Below are 22,238 nucleotides of genomic sequence, written 5' to 3'. Positions count from 1 at the left end.
GAAAAAAAATATTCCACTTGAGTAACGGTGAGGCTGTTGACATACGTCATACCCTGGCCAGTTGATTTTATTAGAATAAAAAATATTTATCAAAGGAGTAACGGTAACGCTTCGCAGCATCGTCATTACAATATGCAAAGGGAAAAGCTTCATCAATTACTGGAGAAATTTCATGCCGGCCAATGTACCAACGCAGAACTGGAAGCGTTGCAGCAATGGTACGACGGCCTGGGAGAAACACCACAGACGCCCCATTGGGACGTGATGGACGAAGTTTACCTGCGTGATAAATATGCCGATTTTCAGCAGCGCTCTTCGCTCCGACCGGTGAAAAGCCGATATCGTATATGGAAGCGCGTTACTGCGGCCGCCGCCATACTCACCGGAATCATATTGCTGTCAAGATATCTGCATCCATTGTCTGTAAAAGAAGCCCCGCCTGCTGTCACCGGGATACATAGCAGCGCCGGAAAGGCGCCTGGTCCCGGCGAGGCAGTAACATACGACCGGCATCTGATATTGCCGGACAGTTCTGTTGTACTATTACGTGCCGGCAGCACCTTGCAGCTGGCGCCGTCTTTTAACCAGACAGACCGCCTCCTGACATTACAGGGAGAAGCTTACTTTGATGTAAAACATAATGCCCGCAAGCCATTTATGATACGTTGTGCCAACGTATGCACCTATGTGCTGGGGACAGCCTTCAATATCAAGGCAGATGCCGCTTCCCGACGTGTAGTGGTCACCGTTGCCAGCGGTAAAGTAAGAGTAGAAAAGGAAAACAAGACCATGGCGGTGCTCACACAAAATCAGGAACTGGTATGTGGTGCTCAGCAACCGGCCGCTGCCAGTAACGTGAATGTAGCGCCTACAGTAGAGTGGATGGCGAAAGACCTGATGTTTAATGAAACAAGCCTGGAAACCATCTGTAACCGGCTGTCAGCCCGTTATCAGATGCAATTCGTTTTCAGCCGGCAAATCAATAAAGAAAAACGTGTCACCATTACCGATGCATTCTACGGTACAGAATCATTGAACGATATACTGGATATCGTCTGTACTACCCTTGGATATGCCTATTCTGTTACAGGAAATACTGTAACCATTACGACGCTATAATCATCCGTATCACGGAATTCAAAAATCAACCAAGCCTTATTATCATGAGGAGAGTATGCCTGTTGCTATTATTTGCCATGCATGTACACCTGGGGTATGCCCAGATCTTACAGAAAACCATCAGCCTGTCGCTACAGCACCAGCCCCTGTCAGTTATGCTGACAGAAGCGGGCCGGCAGGCCGGTTGCAAAATCTCATTTCCGGCAGACGAAGTGACTGTCTGGACAGACCTTTCCATCTCCTGTAACAGCAAACCATTGGGGGAAGCGCTTTCACAGCTGCTGCAAAACACAGAACTGGATTACAAAGCGCTGCCCAATGCGGTCGTCATCTTTCACAAACCCAAACCAGTAAGGTCACAGGAACCTGCTGTCAACCTGCTGGGTGTAGTCAGAAATGAACAGGGAGCCCCTTTGCCTTATGTAACCATCGCTGTAGGCACTAACGGTGTAATGACCAACAGCAGCGGTTCCTATTCATTACTGCATATCGCACCCAAGGCCACTGTCAGGATTTCCTGCGTAGGCTATGAGCCACAAACCTTTGTGGCCGAAGTGCTGTCCGGTATGAAAGAAATAGTGCTGAAATTCGGCCGTCATAACCTCGGCATGGTGGAAGTAAGCACTGCCTACCAGCGTATCCGCCCGGAGCAAAGCACCGGCGCTATCTCCGCCATTGGTACCAAAGAATATGAAACACGTATCAGCACTGATTTCCTGTCCGGTATCCAAAACAAACTGCCGGGTGTGCTGATCAACAATGATATGAAGTTTGAAGGGAACTCCCTCTTTCAGGTAAGAGGCCTGTCTACTATTTCGGCCAATAAACAGCCGCTCATTGTGGTAGATGGTTATCCTACAGAACTGACCCTCGATGCGATCAACCCCAATGAAATCAAATCCGTTACTGTGCTGAAAGATGCTGCTTCCGCCACTGTCTACGGGGTACGCGCCTCCAACGGTGTGGTGATCATAGAGCGTAAACAGGCTGAGATAGGACGTACCCGCTTTGCTTTTCGTACTACCCTGGGCGTTACCGGCAAGGAAAACTACAGCACCTACCGTCTTGCCCCCAGCAATACCACGCTCAATTACCTGCGGGATACCTATAAAGACGGAACAGACCTGCCGGTAGACTGGACCCGGTACAGAACATCGTACAGCTACTACCAGCCTGGTTTTGATATCCTGCTCGACAGAAAGGAAGGTACCATCACACCGGAACAGATGGCCGCACGTTTTGATGCACTGGGTGCTTACAACAACGCCGCCGATTACAGCCGCCTGTTCCTGCGCAGCGCCCTCAATCAGCAGTACGACCTCAATATGTCCGGTGGTACACAACAGGCCACCTATTATGTATCGGCCAACTATACCGGCAACCGGCTTTCAAAAATGAATAACGATGACAGCCGTTTTTTACTGTCCGGCCGCGCCAACTACCGGTTTAATAAACGCCTCTCCCTGGAACTGACCACCGATTACCTGGAAACCAAATCCAATGTGGCGCCGGTGCCTGATTTTATGAATGTATACGGGTATGAACGTTTTCAGGATAAAAATGGTAATCCGCTGCCCATCTTCGATGGTTCCAACATGAACCCGGTCTTTAATGATACCATCATCAAAAAAGGATTGTATGACAACCTGCGGTATCCGCTGGTAGATATGAATGAAATCAGCGACCGCAATAAAACAGTCAGCAATAAGGTGATCGCCAACTTCAACTATCATATCGGACATGGTTTCAACTTCAGGTTTGGCGGCATATACGAAAACTCCCGGGCCGATCTGACACATTACGCCAGCGAAAAATCATCTGAAGCCCGTCAGTATGTCAACCGCTATGCGGAACAAACAGATAAAGGCATCCTCTTCAATATTCCCAAAGGTGGTTATATCAACCAGAAAAATACCAGCGCACTTAGCTATACTGTACGGGCACAGCTGGACTATAACAAAGTGATTCATGACCAGCACTCCTTTAACGTGATACTGGGTGCTGAAACCCGCAAGGTGACTACATCAGCCAGTGTTAGTTCTACTTTCGGCTACAACGATCAAACGTTGCTGCAACAACCGGTGGATTACAACAAAATACTAACCGGCTCCTGGATATCACAGTTTGCCTATGGTAACCCTACACTCAGATTCGAAAATCTTTTTTCAAAAGCGTATCAGGATGACCGTTATATCTCCGGTTATTTTAACGGTGTATATTCTTTCAGAGGCAGGTATTCCTTTTCCGGAAGTGTGCGCATAGATCAGTCCAACCTCTTCGGTACAGATCCTAAATACCGCTACAAGCCGCTCTGGTCGGTAGGCGGCGCCTGGAATATAGACCAGGAGAACTTTATGCAGCATGTTAACTGGCTGGACGCCCTGAAGCTGCGTATAGCTTATGGTATCAACGGTAATACTTCCAAAGCAAGCATTCCGCAGATTGTAGCAACGTATGCCTCCAATCTTCGTACTTCGCCTGCTTCTGTAGCGCTTAACCTGGGATCGATGGAAAATGCAGCCCTGCGCTGGGAAGAAACCAGCAACCTCAATATGGGAATGGATTTTAGAGTGGTGGGTAGTGTATACGGCAGCATTGATTATTACACCCGCAAAAGTAAGGACCTGCTCGCCGATGCACAGCTGGACCCTACCAAAGGCGCCAGCAGTGCAAAACTGAATGCTGCATCTATCAGCAACAGCGGGGTGGAGCTAAACCTGCATGCCGACTGGATTACCCGTAAACGTTTCAACTGGAATACCGGCATCGCGCTGTCCCGTAATATCAACAAGGTATTGGCACTGTATGTTAATAACAAACAACAGTCCTATCAATATATCGGCAATAACTATGTGGTGGACTACCCGGTGGGCGCGGTGTTCAGTTATCGTTATGCAGGTCTCGATACGAGCGGTTTGCCACAGATATACGGTATAGACGGCAAGCGGAAGAATCCTGGTTATGGTGCGCTGGATGACGGTCTAAACGACCTGCAATACCAGGGAGCAGGTATGCCTGTCATTACCGCTGGTATCAGCAACAGGATAGACATCGGGAATTTTTATGTGTACTGCATGGTGGATTATTACGGTGGTTTTAAAACCCGGATACCAGCACCTTCTACGGGTGCCACCCGCCCACTGGCCGGTACGGAAAACTATTTCCGCCAGAAAGGGGATGAGCAGAAAGCAGATGTGATGGGCATCTATCCTTACTGGTTGTATAATGCCTATCATAGTTATGTGTATAATTATGCTGATATACGGGTGGTGAATGGGGCTTACCTTGTACTACGTGATATCACGGTATCCTATAATTTCAGGAATGCTCCTGCTATTCAGCGTATCGGCTTCACCAACTTTGAAGTGAAGGTACAGGCCTCCAACCTGATGACCATAGGCCTCAACAAATACAACTATAGTATAGCCACTGGCAGTTATGCCAGAAGACACCTGGTGCCTACCTTTACCATCGGCCTGTTCACCAATTTCTAAAGCATTAACAGCAAGAACATGAAACACAAATGGATGATATGGGGACTGGCCGGTCTGTTGACAACAGCCACTTCCTGCCAGAAATATCTTGACATAGCGCCAAAAGGAAAAACGATCCTGACCAACGTGAGTGACTACGATCTTTTTCTGAACAGCCAGGACCTCACTTCCAGCGGCGCCCGTGAATTAAACCTGCTGGCTGACGATGTAGACCAGCCCGCTATACCGCAGCCTGCGGTGTTGCCGGCTGATCTGGTCTATCTCTGGGCGGAGCAGTTTTCCAACGATACCAAAGTGCCGCCGTTATTCTGGGGCAAACATTACGCGAATATCTATCGTTACAATGCTGTGCTCAAAGGCATCGGTGATGCCGGCAACGGGACCGCCAGAGATAAAGAGCGGATACGTGCAGAAGCTTTACTGGGCAGGGCTTTTGAATACCTATACCTGGTCAACCTGTATGCGAAGCCCTACAACCCGGCTACTGCGGCCAAAGACCTGGCAGTACCGTTTATGGAGTCTATTGATATCTCCGATAATACACCACCCCGCAGCACGGTGGCTGTCATCTATGAGCATATTATCCAGGATATCAATGCCGCTATTCCGGGGCTGCCGGCCAGCAATGCAGGTAACCGTTTCCGTGGTGCTGTACCTGCAGCCTATAGTGTGCTGGCACGTGCCTACCTGTATATGGGCTTGTATGACGAAGCTGCTAAAAACGCAAGACTGGCGCTGGGTGACAATCCTCCTGTCATCCTGGATTATAATACCATCCCCAATGCCAAAGCTATGCCCGGCATGGCCATCAGAACGTATGAGCTGTATGCCCGTTACTCCACTTCAGCGGCCACTAAGGAATATCCTACGATTGAATTCCTGAAACTGTTTGACGTGAATGACCTGCGGCTGAAATTCTATTATGAAAACACGGGTGACTATACTTATCCCAAACGCGGCGTGGTGACGTATAACCCAAGTGGGGCCGTACCTAACTTCGGTACTTCTGTGGAAGAGATGAAGCTGATACTGGCCGAAGCGGCGGCCCGCAGCGGCAGGCTGCAGGAGGCACTGGACCAGTTGAACGATATCCGTAAATGCCGTATTAAAAAAGACGCTTATCAGCCGCTGGTATCTTCCGACGCGGCGCAGGTGATGGACCTGGTATGGAGGGAACGCCGTATGGAACTAGCCTACAGAGGCTTCCGCTGGATAGACATGCGCCGCCTGGATGCAGCCAATAATATGCAGACCGTGAACCGTTATGCTGACGCAGGAAAGGTGATTGCTACCTTACCACCTCACGCAGCCAGATATACTTTACAGATACCACTCAGCGTTTTATCTTTTAATCCGGATATGCCGCGTAATGATTAAGCCATTCCAAAACCTGATCTATGCAAGGAAAAACAATATTATACACCTGTGTGGCCTGCATAAGCCTGCAAACCACACAGGCACAGTCTTTCACCCTGAAAGGCACCCTGCCTAAAACTACCCTGGCCACCAACAGGTACGTGTATCTTTCCTATCGTCAGCACAACCAGACCATTACAGACAGCTGCCGCCTGGAAAAACATACCTACCATTTCCAGGGTAAAATAGACTATCCCGCGGAAGCCACGCTTTATCTGAAGGTGTCTGAGGACAAAGCGCAGTATTATTTTAAGACACATTTTATCAAACCTTACCAGCATGTGTTTTTTCTGGATAAAGGGGGGCTGACGGCCGTTTCCGCCAATGAACTGAATGATACCAGAGTGAGTGGTTCTGTTGCAGAAGATGATCATCTTACGATGGAAAAAGAACAGCATGATATCTACCAGGAGGGAGAAAAAAACTTTGGCAAAGAAAGAAAGGCGGCTTTTGCGAGCAAGGACAGCGCTGCAATAGCAGCAGTGCTCCGCAAGGCTTATGCAGTGGACGATGCACGGGAGGCTGCCAAACTGCGTTTTATGCAGCAGCACCCGCAAACGGGCATTATGTTGAAACTGCTCAATGAATACACCCGTACAAAAATAGACCCCGTGGTGATAGGTCCTTTGTATGATGGCATACAACCCGCGCTGAAAGCCTCTCCAGAAGGCATTGCCTATGGTGCACGACTGGCCAAAGCCCGGGAAACCGCACCCGGTATGCCTGCGCCACAGGTAACACTGCCGGACAGAAATGGTAATGCCATCACACTGGCCTCGCTGAAAGGAAAAGTGGTATTGCTGGACTTCTGGGGCAGCTGGTGTTATCCCTGCCGCATGAGCCATCCCCATCTGCGGGAAACATACGCCAGATACCACGATGCCGGCTTCGAAATACTGGGCATTGCCAACGAAAGGGGTGATGAATCCGAATGGAAGGAGAAATGGACCAAAGCCCTTGATGAAGACCATATGACCTGGCTGAATGTGCTCAACACAAGTTCCAGCACTGAAAAAGAAAAAGGAATATTGAATGCTTACGATGTAAAGGCTTTCCCCACCAAAATACTGATCGACAGGGAAGGGAAGATTGTGGAGAAGCTGGTCGGCAACTCAGAAAAGAACCGGGCTGCGCTGGATGCGCTGCTGGAAAAACTTTTGGGTCAGCATTAATATAACGCTCTGCTGTTTTATGACTGCCAGCTGTACCGCCAACAGCTGGCAGTTATTTTTTTATACCGTATTTATAAAGGATGTTTTTGTCTTTATTGTAACTTTGCTCCGGCAAAAACAACAAACATATATGACTCGTGCAACAACAGGGAAAACAGAACGAACATGGATTACCCTATCACTGATCAACCTGGCTATTGTAGCGGTACTGGGAGTATTGCTCCGCAGCACCGCTTTATTTTCCCTGCCGGGCATTTATTATAATAACCTGTTGTTTGGGCATTCGCATTTTGCCCTGGGCGGATGGATCACCTTGTGTTTGTTTGCCCTGATGACCTACCGGTTATTGCCGGAAAGCAGCAGTAGTAAGCCGGTATATAGCTGGCTGCTGGGCGGTGTATATTGCACTTCCCTGGGGATGTTGTTCAGTTTCCCGCTTCAGGGGTATGCTTTTTTCTCTATTCTGTTCTCTACTTTGTTTATTCTCTGCACGGGTGTGTTCAGTGTGGTTTTTATCAAAGATCTGCTGAAAGCCGGGCGGGAAAGGGCGGTGACCTTACTGGCCGCTGCTTCGTTGATATCACTGGTATTATCGGCGGTGGGCCCGTTTTCGCTGGCTTATATGATGGCTTCCCATCAGGTGAACACCGTGCTGTATCATGATGCGGTGTATACCTATCTGCATCTGCAGTACAATGGCTTTTTCACGCTGGCGGTGTTTGCGCTTTTCTGTTATCATCTGAGGCCGGAAAATGCGGAGAAAATACGTTACCGCTTTGTGCTGGCTTTGTGTGCTGCGGTATTGCCTACAGCGTTTCTGTCTTATCTGTGGCATCAGCCGCCAGTACTGGTACGGGTGATCGGTGCTGCGGGTTGTGGGTTGTTGTTACTGACACTGGCCCGGTTTGCGGAGATGGTCCGTTCTGTAAAAACGGAGCTGAAGATGGTTAACTCGTTGGTCCGTAATCTGGGCATACTGGCCCTTACAGCTTTTGTATTAAAGACGGTAGCGCAACTGCTGATTATTTTCCCGGCTATAGGCGATCAGGTGTTTGTAAACAGGCCGTTGATCATCAGTTACCTGCATCTGGTGATGCTGGGTTTTGTGACCCTCTACCTTTTGGCCCAGTTACTGTATACCGGTTTTTTTGCCCGGGTGAAAATGCTGGCAGGCGCCGGCATCTGTGTGTTCACTCTTGCATTGGTGGCCAATGAAATCATTCTGTTGCTGCAGGGGATGCCTGGGTTGGTAAGCATCCCCGCTGAACGTTATCCCTGGCTGCTGTGGATAGCTGCCTGGGGTTTGCTGGCAGGTGCCTTGCTGATAGCGCTGGCTGCCGTCAGATATCTTTTTTCCGGAAAATCCTTACCGCTGTTATCAATGGAGTAATGATCCAGCATAACATACAGGCAGTGGTGTAAATGCTGCCGGTGGCTGAACCCAGAAATTTTTTGAAGAGTGCACCGGAGTAACCCATCATGACCGCAGCATCCAGCTGCAACAGTACGAGTATTCTTGCCAGGTCAACAGGATTCAGGGATATCAGTCCCAATAAGGGTTTGTCTATCGGGTACTCGCTGAAAGAGTAGATAAAGGCCAGTAACAGGCCGTCAAATAACAGCGTGAAAAACAAGGCCGTAATAATGCCGGCACCAATCCCTTTTGTTTTGTCTTTGAACAGCACAAAAATAAGCAGCGCCAGCGCAGAAAATATCAGTGTGAGTAACATGCCGCTGATAATTAAAGCGATAGCCGCCAGGTTGTTGTACAGCACAAATACGGGAACGCCTACACCGACCAGATAGGCAAGGCTCAGCGCTATGGCTACACCTGCGTAAACAGCCAGTAACATGGTTTTTCGACGGATAGGCTGTGCCAGCAACAGCTCAGTGAATTCTGCAGAATTAAAAAAATAAATGGTGGAGAAAAGATGGCTGATGATGGGCACAAACAACAGCGTAATGTTGAGCAGGCTTAACATGCCTTTGGAAGTATTGTCGCTCATGCCGGCCACGCTGATAGTCAGCACTCCCAGTACCAGGGTATAAGCCAGCACAGTCCTGTTTTTCAACAGATCTATCAGGACGTATTTAATAATTGTCTTCATGTACATTGGTTTGCATCAGAGCCGCAATCACTTTATTCAGTTGATGGAAGCCCGTTGATTTTTTCAGTTCTTCTACCGTTTTAAAGCAGACCAGTTTCCCATCCTGCAAATACACCACATGGCTGGTAATATCATCGAGGTCGCTGAGAACATGGGAGGTGATCATCACCAGTTTACCGTTGGCCCGTTCCCGTGATATCTTGTCTTTCAGTATCTCGCTGGACACCGGATCAAGACCGGCGGTAGGTTCGTCCAGTATCAGGATGTCTGGTGAAAAGAGGAAAGCGAGGCAGGCGCTTACTTTCTGGCGTGTTCCTCCGGAGAGGTTGCGCATCAGTTTATGTTCAAAAGCAGGTACGTTAAAACGCGCTATCAGTTCTTCGTCGAAATGCTGACAATCTTTTCTGACTGCGCGGAGCATAGCAAATACCTGGCGCACAGACATATTTTCGGGATAGCGCCCTATCTGTGGCATATAGCCGATTTGGGAACGGTAATTCCAGTGGGTACGGATATCCTGCCCGTTGATGCTGATGTCTCCCTTTTCAGGAATAACCAGTCCCAGGATGGATTTGATCAACGTCGTTTTGCCGGAACCGTTAGGCCCCAGCAGTGAAACAGTTTGCCCTCGTTCCAGATGAAGACAGATATCATCCAGGGCTTTGAATTTTTTGAAAGACTTTGTCAGATGGGTGATGCGGATCATAGTTCAATTTTTTTCATCATCGGAGAATCATCCCTTAGCTGGTCGGGTATCATGCTGGGCATTACTTTTTCTACCTGTTCCATGATGCCGGTGAGGAAACTGCGGTAGAGGATCATGGCGGCTGGTATTTTTTCAGAGATCACTGCGTATACGCTGACCGGATAATGTGGTACATCACCAATATGGTCGCGGTCCAGATCATAACCATCGTATTTATCCCAGTAGTTGCGGCGAAACTCGTTCAGCATCAGGGTACCGTTGGTGGCCACGTCAAAGGAGTTGCTGATAAAATTATTTTCCGTGAAGCGGCTGCCGCTGGAGCTGGCCATTACGCGCAGGGCCCAGCCGTTGTCCTGAAACAGGTTATGCAGCACATCTACACGGGTAGTGCCTTCCATGTGAATGCCGATTGTGTTTTTGATGAAACGGTTGTGTTCTATTTTGCTGTCGGTGATCTCTTTTAATAAAAGACCATAGGAGGCATCTCCCCAGTTCTGCACAAAAGTATTATCGTACATGGTCACTCCTCTGGTATACATCACAGCCACGCCGGCACCGTTCTCCCGGAAGGTATTTTTTGTATAGCTGTCCTGGTGGGAAAACATAAAATGCAGGCCATAACGTTGATTGGCGTACGAAATATTATTGTCTATTTTTGAATCGGTCACAAATTCGAAGTAGATACCATCGCGGTGGCCGGAAACGCTGTTGCCGCTTATCTGCAGCCGGTCGCATTTCCAGGCATGTATGCCGTTGCCTCCGTTGATCTCATTTTTGATGCCGGTATGTACGGTATTGTTAAGGATCGTGCAGTTGTGTGCATTCTGCAGATAAATGCCATAAGTACAGTCCAGCATGCGGTTGTTGCGCAACACTACATTTTTAGCATTGCTGATGCGGATGCCGGCGATATCGGAAATAGAAGATCTGCCGGTGCGTTGTACCTGAATCCCCTGAATGACCACGCTGTCGGCGGTGATCAGAAGGCCGGGATACTTGCTGCTGGCGTCTATCACCGGCATACCGCTTCCCAAAATAGTGATGGTGCGGGTGATGTTGATATCATGTTCCTGATAAATACCTTTCAGTACCAGCAGGGTATCTCCGGGCAGTGCTTTGCCGATGGCGGTGCGCAGGGCATCCTTGCCGGGAGAAACCCTGATGGTAGTGGCATAATTTGTTAAACAGCTACCGGTCAGCCATAAAAGCAACCATAAGTGTTTCATCATATCAGGGATTTATACGCGTGAGGTCTTCCCAGTGCAGTAGTTTTTGCTCCAGGTTATCTTTCAGAGGAACGGCGGCCTTTTCGGAGGCAAAGGCTGCATAGTTGCCGTTCATGGGTGTTTTGAAGGATGGGTTGTGCAGATAGATGGCCTTGCGTGCATCAATAAAAGGATGGGAAGCATCGCTGTGGTCGGCTATTAAAAGCCGGCTGTCGGGAGAAACCTGATTGGCAGACATGTATTGCAACAGGCAGATGATATCATCAAACTTATAGGCTTTCCCTTTGGGTGTGATCATTTCCGCGGCATAACGTTTATCCATGATCGTCATCCTGCAGTGAGCACAGGCATCATGGCCATAATCTACTGGTTCAAAATCCGGACTGCAGGCAAACTGCAGCATAAAAAAGCCAAGCAGGAAAATCAAAGTATTGTGCTTCATATCATTTCTTTTTCCATTCATAAAATGTGATGACAGTCAGTATCACACCTGCGGCGCAATAAAACCATCCTGCCAGGTCGGGTTGTGAGAGCACTTCAAAGTTGAGCAGCTTTTTGTACCCCAGCAGCGGCGGCTGGTAAGACATGCCAGGCACCTGGATGGGCGCATTCGGGTCCAGGTTGTGGCCATAGTTGTATTCCCACAGATAGAAGTCAGTGAAAGAACAGATAGCGATCACCATAAAAGCGGCGGTCCATATGTAATACGCTCTTTTGCTTTTTAACAGGAATACGAGCACGCCACCTGCCATAAACAAGAGGATGGCGATGGGCATGAATACAAATTCACGGAAGTCATCGCGGTGGATGGTTTTCATTCCGATATAGTGATTCAGTCCGTTGATGATGGGCACATCCCCTTTTACATCGTTGATCCATATCTGCATAGACAGTCCATCCGGGTACTGTGGAGCCCTCATGTCTATTCGCCACATGGGGGCGAGCCAGAGGGTGATCAGGAAGAGGACCACTACGGGAATGCTGATACGGCCTGCTTTAGTTAATTGCTTCATAATCGACAGTTGAGAACCGGTGGCGCCGGGCAGCACCACCGGTTGTATAGGGTTTATTTTGCTGCAACCGTTTCTGCGGTTTCGCCGGTGCCAAATTTCAGGGGCACGTTGGCTCCTTTGGGAGATACCCGCAGATAGCCTGACATTTCCTGATGCAGGGCAGAACAGAAGTCGGTACAGTAGAAAGGATAGATGCCTTGTTTTTCCGGAACAAACTTCAGCGTAACGGTTTCACCGGGCATGATCAGCAGTTCCGCGTTGGGATTGTTTTTGATGGCGAAGCCATGTGGGATATCCCAGTCCTGTTCCAGGTTGGTGACGTGGAAGTATACTTCATCTCCAACATAAACGCCTTCGATGTTGTCTGGTGTAAGGTGTGAGCGGATGGCGGTCATGTATACGTCTACACGGTTACCCTGACGTACCACTTTCGCATTTTTTTCACCCATGGCCACGTAGTTATGTTTGTTTTTGTTGATGTCGAAGAACTTCACCTGTTTGTCTTTGATCAGTGATGCAGCGCAGGCCTGTGCATAGTGCGGCTCCCCAAAGGTGGGGTAGTCCAGCACCAGCTGCATTTTATCGCCTGAGATATCATACAGCTGGGCAGACTGCGCCAGTTCCGGGCCGGTAGGCAGGAACCGGTCTTTGGTAATCTTGTTGTAGGCTACAAGGTATTTGCCGGCCGGTTTTTTAGTGTCGCCACCAGGTATCATCAGGTGGCCTACGGAATAGTAGGTAGGGACACGGTCCAGTACTTTAAGATCTTTAAGGCTCCATTTCACTACTTCAGAAGAGAGGAACATAGACGTATAGGCGTTGCCTTTACCATCAAATTCGGTGTGCAACGGGCCCAGGCCTGGTTTCTGTACTTCGCCGTAGAGAGCTGCTTCGTATTTGAGGATAGGAATACCTTTAAAATCCCCTTCGAATTGTTTGTCACCAATAGCTTTGGTGATTTTGCTGAAAGAGAATACGGGGATGAGTGCAGCCAGTTTGCCACTACCCACGATGTATTCACCGGAGGGATCTATATCACAGCCATGAGGTGATTTAGGGCAGGGGATCATGTATATCATATCCGGACAATCTTTTGGATCGAGTAACAGCACTTCATTTTCGATCACGGAAGTGGCCGTTTGTGTGTGCTCATCGTAAGTGTTGTGGGCATAGGGTGCACTCACTTTTTTGCCTTTGCCGGCTTTAGCGTATTCTTCTGCTTTTTTCCAGTTAACCGCTACGATATAGTCTTTGTCTTTCTGGGAGGCGTTTACCTCCAGCAGTGTATAGGCTTGTTCGGTATTGTAGCTGGAGAAGAAGAACCAGTCGTGGGATGGACCTTTACCGGCGTGGCTGAGGTCGAGGTTCATACCAGGCAGCACGATCTGGAAGGCGATGTCCATTTTACCGGAGTTTTTATCTACGCTGATAAAAGACGCGGTGCTGTGGAAGTTTTCCTTGAAGGAGCTGATAGGTACATCTTCGCTGCCGAGTGGTACAGAGAAGCGGGTACCGGCTACTACGTATTCTGTATTTTCGGTGATGAAGGGAGAGGAGTGGTTACCTGCACTGTTGGGGATCTGGAGGATCTCCATGGTTTTGAAGGTGGTGAGGTCTATGCGTGCAATACGGGGTGTATTGTTGGCATTGGCGAAGAGCCAGCGGCCATCCTGTTCTCCGTTGGTTTATGACAGGTCCATGTGGTGCTGATCATCCCATGGAATGGCGCCGTTGGTGGTGTTGAGCATGGCTTTGGTTTCTTCACTGTAACCATAGCCGTTTTCCGGGAAGACGGAAAACACCGGGATTACTTTTAACAGACGTCCGGAAGGGAGGCCATAAACAGATACCTGCCCGTTAAAGCCACCGGACACAAAATTGTAGTATTCATCGTATTTACCAGGAGCCACATAGGCTTTGGAGGCGGCATCGCCCTGAACGGCGGTGGCGGCAGTTTTCATTTTGCAGCTTTGCATGGCGGCAGTGGCGGCTACCAGGCCCAGCATGAGACTAAGTCTTTTCATAATAGACGGAGTGAGTGTCAGCAATTATTTTTTACCATCGTTGGCCCGCATGTATTCGAGCAGGTGTCTGGCTTCATCATCGGTCAGGTGCTGATTGGGCATACGTACCATACATTCCTGCAACATGGCTTGTGCTGCCGGATCTTTGTCGATCATCTCGTCAGTGTTGGTGACGAAGTTCATAATCCATTCAGGTTTCCTTCTTTCGGTAACACCTTTCCAGCCCGGGCCTACCAGTTTTTCGCCGCTGAGCTTATGACAGGCGGCGCATTTCACCTCATAGGTGCTTTTGCCGCTGGTGACCATGGCCTGGTCCAGTGGATCGGTCAGTTTCACTTCCGTGAATTTGCCCATTCCTTTTGTGTCGTCTGTAGGTGCCTGACTGCTGGCCTGTGCAGGAGCTGTCATGCTGGAATCCGCTGCTGGTACGTCTGCTGCGGGTGGTGGTGTGCCGGAACCACAGCTGTAGATCAACAGGGTTGCTGCTGCTATTGCTGTTAAAAACATTACTTGCTTTTTCATGGTTGCGATTTTTTTGGTTTGAGTTTATACGAAGCGAAATATTAATAAGGATGATTTTGTCCTTAATTATGTCACGGTTTATCAGGAAGTATTGTTATACATCGGAATGGTTTATCAGGAGAGGTGATTGGAAAACTGTTGTATATCTTTTACCAGTGCAGTAGTATTGGATTCCTGCACCAGATCGAAGTCGGAGATGTTCAGCGTTTTACGGCATAATCTGGCTACCGCGCTGCCGAGGCGTATCTTGAATTTATCGATTACAGAGAGTTTGCGGTAACAGATCCTGCCTGGAAAAAAGTAGGGATGGATGCCGCGCAACAAAGCGGCGGGCACATTGTGTTGTATGTATCCATTCAGTGTTTCCTGCTTGTCACTGCGGGTGGCTGTTACGAGGAAGAGGAACAGCGGTTTGTTTGCAAGCACGGCCATGTGCTGTTCCAGCCACTGTTTCATCATCAGTTTACCGATATAAATACTGCTGCCCAGTACCAGGAAATCAGCGGCTGCGAGTTGGGCTGTTGTTACCTGCTCTGCATCTGCCGCCGGTAGTTGCAGTGCTTCACTTAACCACGTTGCATATTGCCGGGTAGCCCCGTATTTTGATTTGTATAGGATGATGCCGTGCATAGAACAGATTTTTTAGAACATTTCACATTTGTTTATGCCAGCAGGTAGTCATAACTGCCTGCTGCTCTCTGTATTGTTGTTGCTGGTATTTTTATAATAAAGGATGATTGTGTCCTTTATTATTTAAGGACAAAATTATCTTCTTTTATATTACTTTCCAAAAAAGTTTAACAAAGTATTGATACAATCTGGTTGCAGGAAGGGAGGAAACGACCATTCATCCGGCAAACCGGGTATAACGGTGCCGGATAAACGAATCGGTTAAAAATGTGTCAGGAGGAGGCCGGAAGAGGGAGCGGGGTTAGCATTGTTTCCGGGAACCTGTGATATTATCGATAAAGTAGTTGCCTTTGTTCAGCTCTTCCACCAGTTGCTGGATAGAAGTTTTTTCGAACATCTGTTTCAGCTGTTTTTTGATCGCCTTGTACTGTGTATGCATAGGGCAGGGTCTGGTTTCCGAGCATTCTCTCAATCCCAGCACACACTTGGTGATGACGTTGGCTTCTTCTACGGCTTCGAGGACAGCCTTCACGGGCAGTTTGCGGGCCCGGTCGGTCAGGTAAAAGCCACCATTGGGGCCGCGTACCGAACTGATCACCCGGTTGTTTTGCGTGAGCAGCTGCAGTATCTTGGCCGTAAAGGATTTGGGAGAATCGATGCCTTTGGCTATCTCATCAATCCCCAGTTTATTATCTTCTGACCCTTTCTGCGCGATGTAAATCGTTGCTCTCAGGGCATATTCCGCTGTTTTGGATAGCATATAAAAAATTGTAGCATCCGCAAGATAATAAGAAATGTCCTATGGTCAAACGGCGGATATCCATTCTGCATAGGAATCGCTGGTTTCATACAGGCGCAGGCTGGCCAGGGAAACTTCCGCCGGCAAAACATCCTGCAACACCTTTTGCATATATAACACCATGTTTTCCGCAGAGGGCTCCATCTCCCATACCCACAGGTTTTCCTGCGTTTCACAGAAAGGATGGGCCGCTACATAGTCCGCCGACAAAATCAGCCGGTGATCAAAATGCTCCACAATATGCGACTGTACCACTGCTTTGATGTCCTTAAAGTCTACCAGTATACCCGGTGCCGGCAGGTATTCGCCCTGATGCGCTCTATCACGCACGGTCACGTGCAGTTTGTAGGAATGCCCGTGGATATTGCGGCATTTGCCATTGTACCGGTGTAATGCATGTGCTGTTTCGAAGCTGAATATTTTTGTGAGTTGTAACATAGCCTGTCTGTCGTCTTTTTTTAAAATTAATGCAAAGGTAAAATAAAAGAAGATATATTTGTCTTTTTTTAAGGGAGGGATGAATAAAAAGGCACCCGTGTAAACGGGTGCTTTTTAGTAAAACGTGCATCAGAACATCCCGAAGAATCGGGATGACATTTTTCCAGTAATGTAAATTGATGTGCTGAAAACCTTTACAGTGCCGGATTTGCAGCATAGTCACTCCACAGCTGGTCCGGCAGACACAGTGCCAGCAGGGAAAGTTGTATGTTTTTCATGTTGATGTTTACCAGCCTTCGTTTTGTTTGAGCTGCGGGTTGCGCAGTGTTTCATCAGTAGTGATGGGTATCACATACATTGCATTGCGCCACAAGCGGTCTTCTACTTTAAAGCGTTCATAACGGTATCCTCCGGGAGCGCTGACATCGGCCACCGGCCGCATACCCCAGATGGTTTTTTCGGTATTCTCTGCAATCTTCCAGCGACGTACATCCCAGAAACGATGGTTTTCGAAAGACAGTTCTATTCTTCTCTCATTACGGATACGTTTGCGCATGTCGGCCTGGTTCAGACCGGCCGGCAGGTTGGGCTGTCCGGCGCGGGTACGTACCATGTTCACATACTTCAGGATATCAGCATTGCCGGGATCATATTCATTGAGCGCTTCTGCATAACTGAGATAAAACTCGGCCAGGCGGAAAATAATACCATGCACATCACGGCCCGGAGCCTGGTTGATGGTAATGCTTTCGTTGGCCAGCTTACGGCAGCTGTAACCGGTACGGCTATGGTCTGTCTGTGTGCTTTGTTCATCTTTACCTCTCTCAAAGGTTTCGATTTTACGGCCTTTCCAGGAGGCGCCGTTATAGCTGATATCGGTGTAGAAGCGGGGATCGCGGCCGGTATAGGGCTGCGCCGGATCGTATCCGGAAGCCGGGTCACTGATAGGAAGCCCGTTCGCCATTTCATAGTCGTCTACCAGGTTCTGGCTGGGAGAGCAGCCCGACCAGCCGTTGCTGCCATACGGGAACAGATAACGATCATAACTCTCATTGGTTTCCTTCATCCGTACCCAGATCACTTCCGGGCTCTGGAGGGTGTTGCTGGTAAACATGTTGAGCCGGTCGGCCAGTGTGCTTTCCAGGCGGTAGGCATTACCACCCTGGGGTGACTGCAGGTCTATCACTTCTTTGGCTGCAGCCGCGGCTTTGCGCCATTTCTCAGGATCAGAAGGAAAGGAGCCGGAGCTGATATCCGCCAGGAAGCTGGTTTTGCCGGCGATGGCCCAGAGCGGGCTGGCGCTGTACAGCAGCGTACGGGCTTTCAGGGCCAGGCTGGTGCCTTTGGTAACACGGCCTATCTGGGTGTTGGGATAATTCACCGGCAGCCGTTTGATGGCTTCGTCGCAATCGGCCAGTATCTGGGCTACACAGGCATCGTAGGTGCTGCGGGGTTGGTTGAGTGCTTTCTGGTCGGCCTGATCAATCGTTTTAGTAACGATGATCGCGCCGCCAAACTGCCGTATCTGTTCTGCGAGATAATAAGCACGCAGAAAATACACCTCACCGATGCGGTTGACCAGGGCACCGGGATTGTTGGCATCATCCGGTGTTTTATACTGCGCAACACCTTCCAGGATGGCGTTGGCCTGGCGGATGGCTACATAGTTGTCTCTCCAGGTATTGCCGATAGGGTTGTTGTTGCCCGACCAGGAGCCGTTGTTGAAACTCATGGAGCCCATCCAGTTGGAGGCGTCTTTGGCTTCATCGGTGCCGGAAGACATGGAATAACCGCCCAGGTAGGTATAGGGGCCGCGCAGCCTGGAATACAGGTTGTTCACCACCTGGTCTGTCATGGCAAAATTGGTGAAGATGTCAGCGTCCTGTTGTTGTGTGGTGGCGGCCCTGTCAAGGAATCCTTTTTTGCAGGCGCTGAAAGAGGCCGCCGCCAGCGCACAAAGGACAATCAGTTTTGTATAGCCGAGTAGTGGTTGCATAACGTTGTTTTTTGGTGGAAGTCTTAGAATCTTACATCGATGCCGAAGTTCCAGATGCGCTGGATGGGGTACATGGCGCCGTTACCATCGCCTATTTCAGGGTCTACCTGGTAGTCTTTGAGTTTGTCCCAGGTGAAGAGGTTCATACCGTTGGCGTATATACGAACATAGGAAAGACCGATCGGTTTAATCCATGTTTTAGGCAGCTGATAGCCTATTTCCGCGTTTTTCAGGCGCAGGTAGCTGGCATCTTTTACCCAGAAGGAAGAGGCGCGGTGATTGTTGCCGTTGGTATTACTGTGCAGGCGTGGATAGGTGGCGGTGGCCGCAGTTTCCGGCGTCCAGCGACCCAGGTGGAAGGGTTTTACCTTGCCGCCCTGGAAAAACTCATAAACAGCTTCGTTGTTGAGCATCACATCGGTATGAGCTGCTCCCTGGAATAGCAGAGAGATATCGAAGCCTTTGTAATCTGCGCCCAGCGTGGCACCAAACATGATTTCCGGCGTACGGGCGTAACCGATAGCCGTTTCATCAAAATTGGACTGAATAAAATCATACTCCTTGCCGGTGAGTTTTTTGTATTTAAAATCACCGGGGCCATAGGCCGAAAAATTCTGGAAGGGGCTGTTGTCCACATCCTGCTGGTCTTTGAAGAAACCTTCGGAGATCAGGCCGAACTTGGTGCCGATAGGATGGCCGGTGCGTTTCATCCAGGGATAGGCCTGTGCCACTTCATCCTGATACACAATGTTGTTGCGGGCAAAGGTCACATTGGGTTTAAAGAAATAACGTACCCGCCCGATGGTGTTTTCATGGCTCAGCTCCAGTTCAAATCCCTTGTTGTCTACAATACCGATGTTTTGCGCTTTGATATCCTGTCCGAATACATCAGAGAGGGTATTGCGGCGGATCAGTATTTTGCTTCTGCGCTGGGTGAAAAGATCGAGGGAGATGCCCAGCAGGTTTTTCCAGAAGCGGGCTTCTATGCCCGCATTGGCTTGCCTGCCCCGTTCCCAGGTAACGCCGGGATTACCGATGGGGCCTTGTTTCCAGCCGTTGGCCTGACTGGCGTTGGTACCAAAATAATAAGGGTCGCCACCGCCCCAGGAGGTGAACCAGAGGAAACGGTCGCTGCCCGCCTGATCATTGCCCACTTCTCCATAAGAACCTCTGATCTTCAGAAAACTGATGGCAGACACATTGTCTTTGATAAAAGATTCTTCAGACAGTACCCATCCGGCGGATACGGATGGGAAGATACCATAGCGGCTTTCTTTGGGGAAGTTCTCCGATCCCTGATAAGAAGCGCTGATCTCCAGCAGGTACTTCTGCATATAGTTGTAGGTACCGCGGAAGAGCAGCGACTGGTATGCTCTGGGGATGGAAGAATTACTTTCGTTGAGGCGGCGGTTCCAGAGCAGCATAGCAGTTGCTTCGTGTTTGCCGAACTGGCGGTTCCAGTTGGCAGTAGCTTCAAAGTAGGTGCTGCGGTTGGCACTGCCGCCACTGAAGGAGCCGTTGGGGTCTATCTTGGTGTCTTGCCCGGACTGTTTGTAGCTGGTGATATTGCCTTGTGCATCATAGAGTGGTTCAAACACGGCATAGTTGCGGGTATAGGAAGCAGAGGGCGAATTGGTATTGTCGTAGGAGAAAGACACTTTGGCCGTCAGGTTTTTGGTGATGATGTCCAGTTTGCGGGTAAGCGCGAAAGTGCCTTGTACGGTATTGTTATACCAGCGGCGGTATCCTTTCTGCGATAGTTCCCCGAGGATGTTGGACTGGAAGGTGCCGTTTCCCCAGAGGGAGCCGTCGGGGTTGACGATTGGATAGATAGGTGCCATGCGGTTGGCGAGGTTCATGATCGTGCTGGCGGAGTTGTTGCCATCCCTGCGGTCTGTCATGATACCGGCAATGTCTACACGGGCAGCGAGAGTGGGGGTGATGTCCACATCTACGTTGGCGCGCAGGTTATAACGTTTCATATTGTTGTTGCCGGTATAACCGTCCTGGTTTTCGGTGGTATGTGCATAGAGGCCGTCCTGTACGTTGTAACCTGCCGAAATAAAGTAGCGGGCGATGTTGTTGCCGCCGCTCACGTTGAGGTTGCCCTGTGCTACAGTAGACGGTTTCATGATGAACTTATAGTAGTCGGTATTGGGCAGTTTCCCGCTTTTATATCCTTCGAGTTGTGCGGTGGTGAAGGCGGGCTGGGCGCCATCGTTTTTCAGGGCTTCATTGAGCAGGGAGGCATAGTCGTAGGAGCCGAGATATTGGGGCAGGCGGGTGGCTTCGGTGATACCGGTGGAAGCGCGGAAGTTGACGGAAGGAGGGCCTGCTTTACCTCTTTTGGTGGTGATGAGGATGGCCCCGTTGGCGCCGCGCATCCCCAGTACGGCGGTGGCGGCGGCATCTTTGAGGATGGTGAGGTTTTCTATATCGTTGGGATCTACATAGTCCATGGGCCTTTCGATGCCGTCAACCATGATGATGGGCGAGGTACCGTTGAGGGTGCCAACGCCGCGGATATAGAGGTTGCTGGCGTCTACGCCGGGCTCACCGCTGCGCTGGGTGGTGATGAGGCCGGGAAGGCGTCCTGCCAGCGCATTGGTGAGGTTGGACACGGGGCTTTGTACCAGCTCTTTGGTACTGATAGAAGCGATGGCGCCGGTGACGGTGGCTTTTTTCTGCTGGCCGTAAGCCACTACCACTACGTCTTTCAGGCCGAGGCTGGAGGGAATGAGGGTAACATCCGTTTGGTTAAAGGCCGCTATCTCTACTTCTTTGGTTTCATATCCGATGAAAGAGAAGACGAGTGTTTTCTGGCTGGAAGGCACCTGTATGCTGTAGGTGCCGTCGCTTTGTGTCTGGGTGCCTCTGGTGGTACCTTTTACCTGAACAGAAACGCCCGGTAGTACCATATTGGTTTTGTTTTCCACCACCGAGCCGATAATGGTACGCATGGAGGTGCCTGCCTGGGGGCCCGGATGCACCGTGGTATCCGGGGTGTTGCTGATTTGTTCGGATGGGCGAAAAATAATGATGATGTTGTCTGCCTGTCTGAAGTTCAGATAGGTCTCGGCGAGCAGCAGCTCCAGTGTTGTTTTAACGCTGCGGGTGCCTTTGGTGAGACTGATGTTTTTGTATTTGTTCACTTGTTCCGGCGGATAGGCCAGGCGGAAGCCGGACAGTGCTTCCACTTTACCCAGTGCACTTTTTAAGGTTTCATTTTTGAGCGTCAGGGTAATCTGTTGGGTGGAGATATCCTGTGCGCGGCCGGGAGAGGCCATTAGTACAGATGACAGTAAAACGATGTTCAGCAGGGCCAGGGTGATGGTTTTTACCAGACGCCTGGTGTGGCGGAACATACAGGGCAATAGCAGACCTGTCAGCTGTGAAGGCACAGCTAAGAACTTTTGCATAACGGGCAATCTTTAAAATTGTTAGGAAATAGGCAGCCTGTAACTGCAGGTTACTGCAGCCAGCGCTTTAGCGTTTTTTGTCTGTTGACGTGTTAGACCTGATGCTGTTTTAAGTGATTGATTCTGGTTTCATCGACGTAGATTTTAGTGATAGCA

The 22,238-nt window shown here is 49.6% G+C and carries 17 protein-coding genes and 1 pseudogene; 5 read left to right on the top strand and 13 right to left on the bottom strand.

The window, feature by feature from the left end:
* Positions 1-132 precede the first annotated feature (132 nt).
* The 5 genes from KD145_RS11330 (at position 133) to KD145_RS11310 (ending at position 8,591) form a co-directional block, all read left to right on the top strand.
* The gene (locus tag KD145_RS11330) at positions 133-1,119 is read left to right on the top strand and encodes a FecR family protein (RefSeq protein WP_212005990.1); all 987 of its coding nucleotides are present in this window, start codon (positions 133-135) and stop codon (positions 1,117-1,119) included.
* Positions 1,120-1,163: 44 nt separating this feature from the next.
* The gene (locus KD145_RS11325) at positions 1,164-4,613 is read left to right on the top strand and encodes a SusC/RagA family TonB-linked outer membrane protein (protein ID WP_212005989.1); all 3,450 of its coding nucleotides are present in this window, start codon (positions 1,164-1,166) and stop codon (positions 4,611-4,613) included.
* Between the two features lie 18 nt (positions 4,614-4,631).
* The gene (locus KD145_RS11320) at positions 4,632-5,990 is read left to right on the top strand and encodes a RagB/SusD family nutrient uptake outer membrane protein (protein WP_212005988.1); all 1,359 of its coding nucleotides are present in this window, start codon (positions 4,632-4,634) and stop codon (positions 5,988-5,990) included.
* A gap of 20 nt (positions 5,991-6,010) precedes the next feature.
* Positions 6,011-7,201 carry a TlpA disulfide reductase family protein gene (locus tag KD145_RS11315; protein WP_212005987.1) on the top strand — a complete coding sequence of 397 codons (1,191 nt, stop codon included), beginning with the start codon at positions 6,011-6,013 and terminating at the stop codon, positions 7,199-7,201.
* A gap of 130 nt (positions 7,202-7,331) precedes the next feature.
* Complete coding sequence (locus KD145_RS11310) at positions 7,332-8,591, top strand: hypothetical protein (protein WP_212005986.1); 1,260 nt, start codon at positions 7,332-7,334, stop codon at positions 8,589-8,591.
* On the opposite strand, the gene KD145_RS11305 is transcribed toward KD145_RS11310, so the two are convergent.
* The 13 genes and pseudogenes from KD145_RS11305 to KD145_RS11250 all read right to left on the bottom strand — a co-directional run bounded on the left by KD145_RS11305 (position 8,542) and on the right by KD145_RS11250 (position 22,082).
* Positions 8,542-9,309: an ABC transporter permease subunit gene (locus KD145_RS11305; protein ID WP_212005985.1), complete on the bottom strand. Its 768-nt coding sequence runs from the start codon at positions 9,307-9,309 to the stop codon at positions 8,542-8,544. The two genes, KD145_RS11310 and KD145_RS11305, sit on opposite strands and share 50 nt — an antisense overlap.
* Complete coding sequence (locus tag KD145_RS11300) at positions 9,293-10,015, bottom strand: ABC transporter ATP-binding protein (RefSeq protein ID WP_212005984.1); 723 nt, start codon at positions 10,013-10,015, stop codon at positions 9,293-9,295. Before KD145_RS11300 ends, KD145_RS11305 begins: the two co-directional genes overlap by 17 nt.
* Complete coding sequence (gene nosD, locus KD145_RS11295; protein WP_249219798.1) at positions 10,012-11,244, bottom strand: nitrous oxide reductase family maturation protein NosD; 1,233 nt, start codon at positions 11,242-11,244, stop codon at positions 10,012-10,014. The genes KD145_RS11300 and nosD overlap by 4 nt, the downstream gene beginning before the upstream one ends.
* A 1-nt stretch (position 11,245) precedes the next feature.
* Positions 11,246-11,683, bottom strand: coding sequence for a nitrous oxide reductase accessory protein NosL (locus KD145_RS11290; protein WP_212005983.1), 438 nt, complete (start codon positions 11,681-11,683; stop codon positions 11,246-11,248).
* Position 11,684: 1 nt separating this feature from the next.
* On the bottom strand, positions 11,685-12,254 hold the full coding sequence (locus tag KD145_RS11285) for a hypothetical protein (RefSeq protein WP_212005982.1): 570 nt from the start codon (positions 12,252-12,254) through the stop codon (positions 11,685-11,687).
* A gap of 53 nt (positions 12,255-12,307) precedes the next feature.
* Positions 12,308-13,927 (bottom strand): annotated as a pseudogene (gene nosZ, locus KD145_RS11280) (Sec-dependent nitrous-oxide reductase); the annotation flags it as partial.
* Positions 13,928-13,939: 12 nt separating this feature from the next.
* Positions 13,940-14,278, bottom strand: coding sequence for a hypothetical protein (locus KD145_RS32260; RefSeq protein ID WP_249219797.1), 339 nt, complete (start codon positions 14,276-14,278; stop codon positions 13,940-13,942).
* 24 nt (positions 14,279-14,302) lie between these two features.
* Positions 14,303-14,800, bottom strand: coding sequence for a cytochrome c (locus KD145_RS11275; RefSeq protein ID WP_212005981.1), 498 nt, complete (start codon positions 14,798-14,800; stop codon positions 14,303-14,305).
* A gap of 114 nt (positions 14,801-14,914) precedes the next feature.
* Positions 14,915-15,430, bottom strand: a complete 516-nt coding sequence (locus KD145_RS11270; RefSeq protein ID WP_212005980.1) for a flavodoxin domain-containing protein — start codon at positions 15,428-15,430, stop codon at positions 14,915-14,917.
* A gap of 301 nt (positions 15,431-15,731) precedes the next feature.
* The gene (locus KD145_RS11265; RefSeq protein ID WP_212005979.1) at positions 15,732-16,190 is read right to left on the bottom strand and encodes an Rrf2 family transcriptional regulator; all 459 of its coding nucleotides are present in this window, start codon (positions 16,188-16,190) and stop codon (positions 15,732-15,734) included.
* A gap of 45 nt (positions 16,191-16,235) precedes the next feature.
* The gene (locus KD145_RS11260) at positions 16,236-16,667 is read right to left on the bottom strand and encodes a 6-carboxytetrahydropterin synthase (RefSeq protein ID WP_212005978.1); all 432 of its coding nucleotides are present in this window, start codon (positions 16,665-16,667) and stop codon (positions 16,236-16,238) included.
* A gap of 286 nt (positions 16,668-16,953) precedes the next feature.
* On the bottom strand, positions 16,954-18,663 hold the full coding sequence (locus tag KD145_RS11255) for a RagB/SusD family nutrient uptake outer membrane protein (RefSeq protein WP_212005977.1): 1,710 nt from the start codon (positions 18,661-18,663) through the stop codon (positions 16,954-16,956).
* Positions 18,664-18,686: 23 nt separating this feature from the next.
* A complete protein-coding gene (locus KD145_RS11250) occupies positions 18,687-22,082 on the bottom strand; it encodes a TonB-dependent receptor (RefSeq protein WP_212005976.1) in 3,396 nt (1,131 codons plus the stop codon).
* Positions 22,083-22,238 lie beyond the last annotated feature (156 nt).

The organism is Chitinophaga sp. HK235 (genome assembly GCF_018255755.1).
GTDB lineage: Bacteria > Bacteroidota > Bacteroidia > Chitinophagales > Chitinophagaceae > Chitinophaga.
This window is presented reverse-complemented; position numbering and strand designations above follow the sequence as displayed.

Excerpts from the sequence above, each read along its gene's own strand:
- KD145_RS11320 (WP_212005988.1), top strand. The coding sequence starts at position 4,632 with ATGAAACACAAATGGATGATATGGGGACTGGCCGGTCTGTTGACAACA.
- KD145_RS11270 (WP_212005980.1), bottom strand. The coding sequence starts at position 15,430 with ATGCACGGCATCATCCTATACAAATCAAAATACGGGGCTACCCGGCAA.
- KD145_RS11250 (WP_212005976.1), bottom strand. The coding sequence starts at position 22,082 with ATGCAAAAGTTCTTAGCTGTGCCTTCACAGCTGACAGGTCTGCTATTG.
- KD145_RS11305 (WP_212005985.1), bottom strand. The coding sequence starts at position 9,309 with ATGAAGACAATTATTAAATACGTCCTGATAGATCTGTTGAAAAACAGG.
- KD145_RS32260 (WP_249219797.1), bottom strand. The coding sequence starts at position 14,278 with ATGAAAAGACTTAGTCTCATGCTGGGCCTGGTAGCCGCCACTGCCGCC.
- KD145_RS11310 (WP_212005986.1), top strand. The coding sequence starts at position 7,332 with ATGACTCGTGCAACAACAGGGAAAACAGAACGAACATGGATTACCCTA.
- KD145_RS11290 (WP_212005983.1), bottom strand. The coding sequence starts at position 11,683 with ATGAAGCACAATACTTTGATTTTCCTGCTTGGCTTTTTTATGCTGCAG.
- nosD (WP_249219798.1), bottom strand. The coding sequence starts at position 11,244 with ATGATGAAACACTTATGGTTGCTTTTATGGCTGACCGGTAGCTGTTTA.
- KD145_RS11260 (WP_212005978.1), bottom strand. The coding sequence starts at position 16,667 with ATGTTACAACTCACAAAAATATTCAGCTTCGAAACAGCACATGCATTA.
- KD145_RS11265 (WP_212005979.1), bottom strand. The coding sequence starts at position 16,190 with ATGCTATCCAAAACAGCGGAATATGCCCTGAGAGCAACGATTTACATC.
- KD145_RS11300 (WP_212005984.1), bottom strand. The coding sequence starts at position 10,015 with ATGATCCGCATCACCCATCTGACAAAGTCTTTCAAAAAATTCAAAGCC.
- KD145_RS11285 (WP_212005982.1), bottom strand. The coding sequence starts at position 12,254 with ATGAAGCAATTAACTAAAGCAGGCCGTATCAGCATTCCCGTAGTGGTC.
- KD145_RS11275 (WP_212005981.1), bottom strand. The coding sequence starts at position 14,800 with ATGAAAAAGCAAGTAATGTTTTTAACAGCAATAGCAGCAGCAACCCTG.
- KD145_RS11325 (WP_212005989.1), top strand. The coding sequence starts at position 1,164 with ATGAGGAGAGTATGCCTGTTGCTATTATTTGCCATGCATGTACACCTG.
- KD145_RS11330 (WP_212005990.1), top strand. The coding sequence starts at position 133 with ATGCAAAGGGAAAAGCTTCATCAATTACTGGAGAAATTTCATGCCGGC.
- KD145_RS11315 (WP_212005987.1), top strand. The coding sequence starts at position 6,011 with ATGCAAGGAAAAACAATATTATACACCTGTGTGGCCTGCATAAGCCTG.
- KD145_RS11255 (WP_212005977.1), bottom strand. The coding sequence starts at position 18,663 with ATGCAACCACTACTCGGCTATACAAAACTGATTGTCCTTTGTGCGCTG.